Origin of the sequence: Aurantimicrobium sp. (assembly GCF_036667855.1) — a bacterium.
Lineage (GTDB): Bacteria > Actinomycetota > Actinomycetes > Actinomycetales > Microbacteriaceae > Aurantimicrobium.
Genome location: NZ_JAVWTF010000015.1, coordinates 23328 through 30110 on the forward strand (window position 1 = coordinate 23328; position 6783 = coordinate 30110).

The window sequence follows — 6783 nt, forward strand, 5'->3', positions numbered from 1 at the left end:
GGTGACCGCAAAGAAACTAGGAGGTTATGGAAGCGTGCTCATGGCTTTCATCAGCCACGTTAAAGCGGTAGCCCACGTTGCGCACGGTGCCAATGACCTGCTCCATATCGCCGAGCTTGGCGCGCAGGCGACGAACGTGAACATCCACAGTTCGAGTACCACCGAAGTAGTCATAACCCCAGACTTCGCTGAGCAACTGCTCACGTGTGAAGACGCGGGAAGGGTGGGTTGCGAGGAAGCGCAGGAGCTCAAACTCTTTATAGGTGAGGTCCAGTGGCTTGTCGTGAACTTTGACCGAGTAGGACGCTTCATCAATGACGATGCCGGAGGCAGAAATACGAGCCTCAGAAGGTGCATCCTGGTTGGCGCGACCCAAGGCCAGACGAATACGAGCATCTACTTCGGCGGGGCCTGCCGAGTCCAAGATCACATCTGCCACACCCCAGTCAGGGCTGACAGCAGCCAGGCCACCTTCAGTAATGACAAGAAGAAGGGGTGAACTCAGGCCAGTGGCCTGCAAGATCTTGCACAGGCTCTTGGCACTGGCCAAGTCGGTGCGAGCATCGACCATGACAATGTCACTGTGTGGGGCGCTGACCAGTTGTGCAGGTTCAGCAGGGATGGTCTTGACCTGGTGTGAGAGCAATCCCAGCGCGGGAAGGACTTCCGCGTTGTGGCGCGCGGCGAGAATCAGGATGCTGGCCATACGGTCACCTCGTCTCACTTGGTGTTAATAGTCTAAATGTCTTGTGTTTCATCCAGATTTCGTATTCCTCAGTGTGGAATGCCGAGTTACCGGTTAACGACCACCCTCGGAATATGATGGTCACATGCTTCTCGCACTCGAACTTTTCTTCATCGGCCTGCTGGGCGTTGCCGGTCTGGCAATCGCATGGATCTCCGGCATCGTTGTGTACAAGCTGTTCAAGGGACAGCGCTAAGCGCATCTCATGGCTGACGATGCCTCGTCGGCTTCCGGCGACATGCCACTCTCTCCTCTGACGGCGCTTCCTGGTGCAATTGTCGGAGCTACTGGCGTTGCCTCCGCCTATGGCAACAGCCTGACTGAGCAGCGCAGCTTGCTCGCAGGCAGTGCACTTGTTGATCTTTCTGATCGCGGTGTGATTGAAGTTTTAGGTCCGGACCGACTCGGCTGGTTGGATTCTCTTCTGAGTCAGCGCCTGGACAACCTCAAGCCCGGTCAGAGTGCAGAGACACTTCTGCTCGACCCCCATGGTCACGTTCAGCACGCCATGCGTGTGTTCGAAGATGGTCAGACCACATGGCTCCTTGTTGATGAAGGCCGAGCAGCTGAGCTGACAAAGTGGCTGCTCAAAATGCGCTTCATGAAGCAGGTCGAGGTCGTTGACCGCAGCGCAGAGATGCTCGCCCTCGGTTACTTCGGTGAACTTCCAGACGTTTTGGTTCCGCTCATTCTTCAACCTGCTGATGTCCCCGTGATCTGGCACGACCCCTGGAATGACGTCGCCGAAGGTGGCTGGCAGTACTCAGCTCAAGAACACCCCGGCACACACTGGAACTACAGCGAAGCTGTTGTTCCTCGCAGTGCAGCGAACGAATTAGTTGACCTGGCCACCGCAGGAGTGATCTCATTCGCGGGCACCGATGCTTTCGAAGCCCTGCGTATTGCTGCCTGGCGTCCACGCATCGCCACTGAAGGCGATGACAACGCTTTGCCTCACGAATTCGATTGGCTACGCACCGCCGTCCACCTCAACAAAGGCTGCTACCGAGGTCAAGAAACCGTAGCCAAGGTGCACAATCTTGGCCACCCACCTCGCCGCCTGGCATTCCTGAGCCTGGATGGGGTGGACGTTGTTTTGCCCAAGGCCGGTGCAGCAGTGCTGGATGGTGAAACTGAGGTTGGCCACATCACCAGTTCTGCACGCCATTTCGAAGAAGGCGTCATTGCTCTGGCTATCTTGAAGCGCAATGCCAACACTGAGTCAGAGCTTGTCGTTGATGCTGAGGGAACACGTATTCCCGCAACTCAGGTGGTTATCGTTCCACCGGAAGCTGGTCGCACCGCCAACGTTCCGAGGCTCCCACGCCTCGGTGCGGTCAAGCGTGAAGGCTAGTTCGCCTTCGCATTTGCCGAGACCGCCTCATAGGCGACGGTGATCTCACCCAAACGCCAACGGCTCTTGTTTCCAATGATGGGCCACCCTGCTTCTTTCATGCCTTGGGCTGTGGCAATCCAGCGCTGAGTGGCTCCAAAACTTCCTAAGGGTGCATGAGTGAGCCACTGCTTATCCAGAGCCGTGAGGAACTCATGGATGCGCTCGCCGGGGACATTGTGGTGAATGAGTGCCTTGGGTAGACGCTCGGCCACGATTGAGGGAACCTCGAGGGTGTCGAGCTTGAGGGCAATGCTGAGGGTTTGGGGGCCGTTTGTGGTGATGGCAATCCAACTGGAAATGCGGCCAATCTCATCACAAGTGCCCTCCACCAGAACACCGCCAGGCTGAAGTCGGGCGACCATCATGTCCCAGGCACCTTGGACTTCTGGCTCGTCATATTGACGCAAGACATTAAAAGCACGGATGACGACAGGTTGCCTGTTCTTTGCAACGGGGATTTCGAAGCCGCCGCGAGCAAAAGAAATGCCCTGTGCTTGGTTGGAGGTGATGAGGTGTTCTTTTTCCCAGCGGGAAAGTTCCTCTTTCGCGATGGTGACGCGCTCGGGGTCAATCTCCAGCCCAAGGAGCTCTACCTCTGCCCTGGTCTTGCGCAGTCTGGTGGCCAGTTCGACCGGGGTGGCAGCACTGGCGCCATAGCCCAAGTCAATGACGAGGGGGTCACTTGTGGTGCGCAGGGCAGGCCAGGTTTGAATCCACCGGTCTACTCGGCGCAAGCGATTGGCGTTGGTTGTCCCACGCGTGATGTTTCCCACGGGCATGCTCACCAGTTAACCACCCAATAAACTGGAGCTATGACGCACACTTTGATTTTGCTGAGACACGGTAATAGCGACTGGAACCAGAAGAACCTGTTCACAGGTTGGGTTGATGTTCGCCTGAGCGACCAGGGCGTTGGCGAAGCCAAGCGCGCTGGTGAACTTCTTGCAGAATCAGGTGTTCTTCCTGACGTTCTTTACACTTCGGTCCTCAGCCGTGCTATCCAGACCGCAAACCTCGCACTGGACACCGCTGACCGTCTCTGGATCCCCGTCAAGCGCAGCTGGCGTCTCAACGAGCGTCACTACGGTGCTCTGCAGGGCAAGGACAAGGCTCAGACCTTGGCTGAATACGGTCCCGAGCAGTTCCAGACCTGGCGCCGTTCTTTCGACGTGCCACCACCACCCATTGCAGACGACAACGAGTTCTCTCAGATCAACGACGTGCGTTACGCCGGCATCGATGGCGCGATTCCTACGACAGAATGCCTCAAGGACGTTATTGACCGCATGATTCCCTACTGGGAATCAGACATCACCAAGGATCTTGCCGCAGGCAAGACTGTTCTGGTCACCGCGCACGGCAACTCTTTGCGCGCACTGGTTAAGCACCTTGATGGCATCTCTGACGACGACATCGCAGAGCTCAACATTCCTACCGGTATTCCTCTGGTGTACAAACTGGACGAAAACTTCCGTCCGCTTGGTCCTGCTGAATACCTCGACCCTGAAGCTGCTGCAGCTGGTGCTGCCGCTGTTGCTGCTCAGGGCAACAAGAAGTAGTCACAGCCTTTACGCAGAACACCCCCGGCCACTGGCCGGGGGTGTTCTTGGTGTAATTCGATTACTTAGAGATCTTGGTGACCTTCTTGGGCTCGAGACCTTCATATTCAGGCTGAGCTGAGGTGAGAACGGGTACCAGAACGGTCTTGGTCTCGCCGTTAGCTTCGAAGGCTACTTCGAGAAGTCCACCAGGAATGGTGTTGATGCCGCCGAGAATGATGCGGTCTTCGCTACCGGAACCCCATGAGGTGACCTGCTTGTCGTTGCTGGGGACCTCAAGGTGTCCGTCAACAACAGTGCCGCCGGAAACGAAACCAATGTGAAGTTCAACATCCACACCGGTCGAGTTGGCTGCACCCATAAGTAGGTTGCCTGTTTCTCCATTGTCACTGATGATCATGAGGTTGCGAAGCTCAAGGTCGCCCACGTTGATGCCTACGCCGTCACTTGCGTCGTAGGGGGTTGTTGTGGCCTGTGGCTGAATCAGGTTGCAACCAGCGGTACCCAAGGCAACGCCAACAGCAAGAGCAGCAGCGACAACAATACGAACCTTCACGACGAAAGCCTCCAGAGTGTGAGAGCGGCGCCCAATTCAGGGCAGAAATTCCGCAAAAATCTTCGCTTTGAGCTTATCGCATCGCGGCATTGACGACCGAAGATGCAGCACCGCTCAGTGGGAAGTCGGCTCCGATAAGACTGTCAGTAAGCCGTGGTAAACTGGGTATTGATTTTAGGGAGCTCCACACTTATGCAGTTCATTGTTGGCGAAACAGTTGTTTACCCTCACCACGGCGCAGCGAAGATTACCGAAGTACAGAAGCGCGTAGTCAAGGGTGTTGAAAAGGTTTATTTGACCCTCCACGTAGTTCAGGGTGACCTCACTGTGAAGGTTCCTGTTGAAAACGTTGACCTCGTGGGTGTTCGCGACGTAATCGGCAAGGAAGGCCTTGAGCAGGTCTTCGAAGTTCTGCGTGCTCCTTTTACCGAAGAGCCCACCAACTGGTCTCGCCGTTACAAGGCGAACCTGGAGAAGCTTGCTTCTGGTGACGTGATCAAGGTTTCTGAGGTTGTTCGTGACCTGTGGCGTCGCGACCAGGACCGCGGACTCTCCGCTGGTGAGAAGCGCATGCTTGCGAAGGCACGTCAGATTCTTATTTCCGAGCTTGCTCTGGCGAAGAAGACCGACGAAGAGAAGGCTTCTGACTTCCTCGATGAGGTTCTCGCGTCCTAACAACGCGAGTGGGCAGGCGAGTTCAGCATGTCTGGTGACCTGCACATATCGACGGCTGTCATTGTCGTTGCCGCAGGAAGTGGTACCCGCTTAGGTGCTGCACTTCCCAAGGCGTTTGTTGACCTTGCTGGTCAGACCCTTCTTGAGCGTTCATTGCGCTCGATCATCTTGTTGCCCTACCCGGTGCAGGTTGTGGTTGTTGCCCCAGCAGACTTTGTTGCTGATGCCGAAGCAATTGCCCACAAGGTTGCTCCTGGTTTAGGGGAACTGGTCTCTGTCGTCACCGGTGGCACTACTCGTCATGATTCGGTTGCTGCAGGTCTTGCAGCTGTCCAGTCCTCGGTTCAGGTTGTGCTCGTGCATGACGCTGCTCGTGCGCTGACTCCCACCACTCTCTTTGCTGATGTGGACATGGCCGTGCAAGCGACCAGTTCAGGTATCGTTCCCGCACTTCCAGTTGTGGATTCTCTCAAGCAGGTTGACCTCACCGGCGGTGTGCTGGGTATTGCTGATCGTGACCAATTGCGTGCAGCTCAGACTCCACAGGGTTTCCCTCGTGCTGAACTGGAAGCGGCTTACGCCGCTGCTGGTTCCTCTGACTACACCGACGATGCAGCAGTCTTTGCTGCGAATGGGGGAGCAGTGACCACCATTCCTGGCGATGAGGTCGCCTTCAAAATCACCACCGCCTGGGATCTCAACCGTGCACACCAAGTGCTTGGTGGCATCCCTGATGCCCACCGCGTAGGCACCGGCATCGATGTTCACGCCTTTGGCGAGGCTGAAAACCTGTGGCTTGCTGGTTTGCACTGGCCTGGAGAGAAAGAACTCTCTGGCCACAGCGATGGCGATGCCGTGGCTCACGCCATCTGTGACGCACTGCTTTCTGCTGCCGGGCTGGGAGACATTGGTTCCCGCTTCGGCACTGCTGACCCTGCCTATGCCAATGCCTCAGGTGAAGTTTTTGTTCATGGCAGCATCGAGCTGCTCGCTGCAGCTGGGTTCGAACCCATCAATGTCTCGGTGCAGCTGATCGGAAACAAGCCTCGCTTTAGTCCTCGCCGTGAAGAAGCGCAGGCAGTTCTGGCCGAGTGGGTTGGAGCACCTGTTTCTGTCTCCGCTACCACGACTGATGGCCTCGGTTTCACCGGCCGTGGTGAGGGTGTTGCCGCTATTGCAACAGCCCTAGTTCGCCAGCGCTAAGCGCGCTCGCAGGTAGGCTAAACACGTGAGTATTCGTCTTTTCGACTCGAAGGAGCAAGCCCTTCGGGACTTTTCTCCTCTGACCCCAGGTCGAGTGGGAATGTACGTTTGTGGACCCACCGTGCAGTCGAGCCCCCACGTGGGACACCTGCGCAGCGCCCTGGTCTATGACCAGCTGCGCCGCTGGCTAACCCACGAGGGCTACCAGGTCACTTTGGTGCGCAACGTCACGGATATCGACGACAAGGTTCTCGACAATGCCAAGGCTGGCGGCGTTGAAGAGTGGTGGGCACTGGCCTATCGCATGGAGGCAGAGTTCACTGCCGCCTATGACCTGCTCGGCATTCAGCGCCCTACATACGAACCTCGTGCCACCGCAAGTATCCCTGAGATGATCGCGATCATTGAGCGCCTTATCGAGCGCGGCCACGCTTACCCTGCTGCAGACAACTCAGGTGACGTCTACTTCGACACTTCCTCGTGGTCTAACTATGGTGAACTTACCAACCAGAAGCCTGCCGAAATGGAAGCTGCCGCAGATGCAGATCCACGTGGCAAGAAGGCTCCTCAAGACTTTGCTCTGTGGAAGGGTCACAAGGCAGGCGACCCTGAGTCGGCTTCCTGGAAGTCCCCGTGGGGTGTGGGTCGC

At 56.7% G+C, this 6783-nt stretch carries 7 protein-coding genes and 1 pseudogene; 5 read left to right on the top strand and 3 right to left on the bottom strand.

What is annotated here, in order from left to right:
- Positions 1–16: 16 nt before the first annotated feature.
- On the bottom strand, positions 17–706 hold the full coding sequence (locus RR877_RS04820; RefSeq protein WP_332550934.1) for a response regulator transcription factor: 690 nt from the start codon (positions 704–706) through the stop codon (positions 17–19).
- A gap of 244 nt (positions 707–950) precedes the next feature.
- Here RR877_RS04820 and RR877_RS04825 point away from each other — a divergent pair, with 244 nt between their 5' ends.
- The gene (locus RR877_RS04825; RefSeq protein WP_332627759.1) at positions 951–2099 is read left to right on the top strand and encodes a glycine cleavage T C-terminal barrel domain-containing protein; all 1149 of its coding nucleotides are present in this window, start codon (positions 951–953) and stop codon (positions 2097–2099) included.
- Here RR877_RS04825 and RR877_RS04830 read toward each other — a convergent pair.
- Positions 2096–2929, bottom strand: a complete 834-nt coding sequence (locus RR877_RS04830) for a class I SAM-dependent methyltransferase (RefSeq protein WP_332627764.1) — start codon at positions 2927–2929, stop codon at positions 2096–2098. The two genes, RR877_RS04825 and RR877_RS04830, sit on opposite strands and share 4 nt — an antisense overlap.
- Positions 2930–2953: 24 nt before the next feature.
- Between RR877_RS04830 and RR877_RS04835 the strand changes: the two genes are divergently transcribed.
- The gene (locus RR877_RS04835) at positions 2954–3700 is read left to right on the top strand and encodes a phosphoglyceromutase (protein WP_110234426.1); all 747 of its coding nucleotides are present in this window, start codon (positions 2954–2956) and stop codon (positions 3698–3700) included.
- 61 nt (positions 3701–3761) lie between these two features.
- Here the strand turns inward: RR877_RS04835 and RR877_RS04840 are convergent, their stop codons facing one another.
- Positions 3762–4256, bottom strand: a complete 495-nt coding sequence (locus tag RR877_RS04840) for a hypothetical protein (protein ID WP_332550936.1) — start codon at positions 4254–4256, stop codon at positions 3762–3764.
- A 192-nt stretch (positions 4257–4448) separates the two neighbouring features.
- Here RR877_RS04840 and RR877_RS04845 point away from each other — a divergent pair, with 192 nt between their 5' ends.
- The 3 genes and pseudogenes from RR877_RS04845 to RR877_RS04855 form a co-directional block, all read left to right on the top strand.
- Positions 4449–4931 carry a CarD family transcriptional regulator gene (locus RR877_RS04845; RefSeq protein ID WP_110234421.1) on the top strand — a complete coding sequence of 161 codons (483 nt, stop codon included), beginning with the start codon at positions 4449–4451 and terminating at the stop codon, positions 4929–4931.
- 27 nt (positions 4932–4958) lie between these two features.
- Positions 4959–6134: a 2-C-methyl-D-erythritol 4-phosphate cytidylyltransferase gene (gene ispD, locus RR877_RS04850; protein WP_332627760.1), complete on the top strand. Its 1176-nt coding sequence runs from the start codon at positions 4959–4961 to the stop codon at positions 6132–6134.
- 25 nt (positions 6135–6159) lie between these two features.
- A pseudogene (locus RR877_RS04855) lies at positions 6160–6783 on the top strand (cysteine--tRNA ligase); the annotation flags it as partial.

Coding starts and splice junctions, on each gene's coding strand:
- RR877_RS04820 (WP_332550934.1), bottom strand. CDS start 706: ATGGCCAGCATCCTGATTCTCGCCGCGCGCCACAACGCGGAAGTCCTT.
- RR877_RS04825 (WP_332627759.1), top strand. CDS start 951: ATGGCTGACGATGCCTCGTCGGCTTCCGGCGACATGCCACTCTCTCCT.
- RR877_RS04835 (WP_110234426.1), top strand. CDS start 2,954: ATGACGCACACTTTGATTTTGCTGAGACACGGTAATAGCGACTGGAAC.
- RR877_RS04845 (WP_110234421.1), top strand. CDS start 4,449: ATGCAGTTCATTGTTGGCGAAACAGTTGTTTACCCTCACCACGGCGCA.
- ispD (WP_332627760.1), top strand. CDS start 4,959: ATGTCTGGTGACCTGCACATATCGACGGCTGTCATTGTCGTTGCCGCA.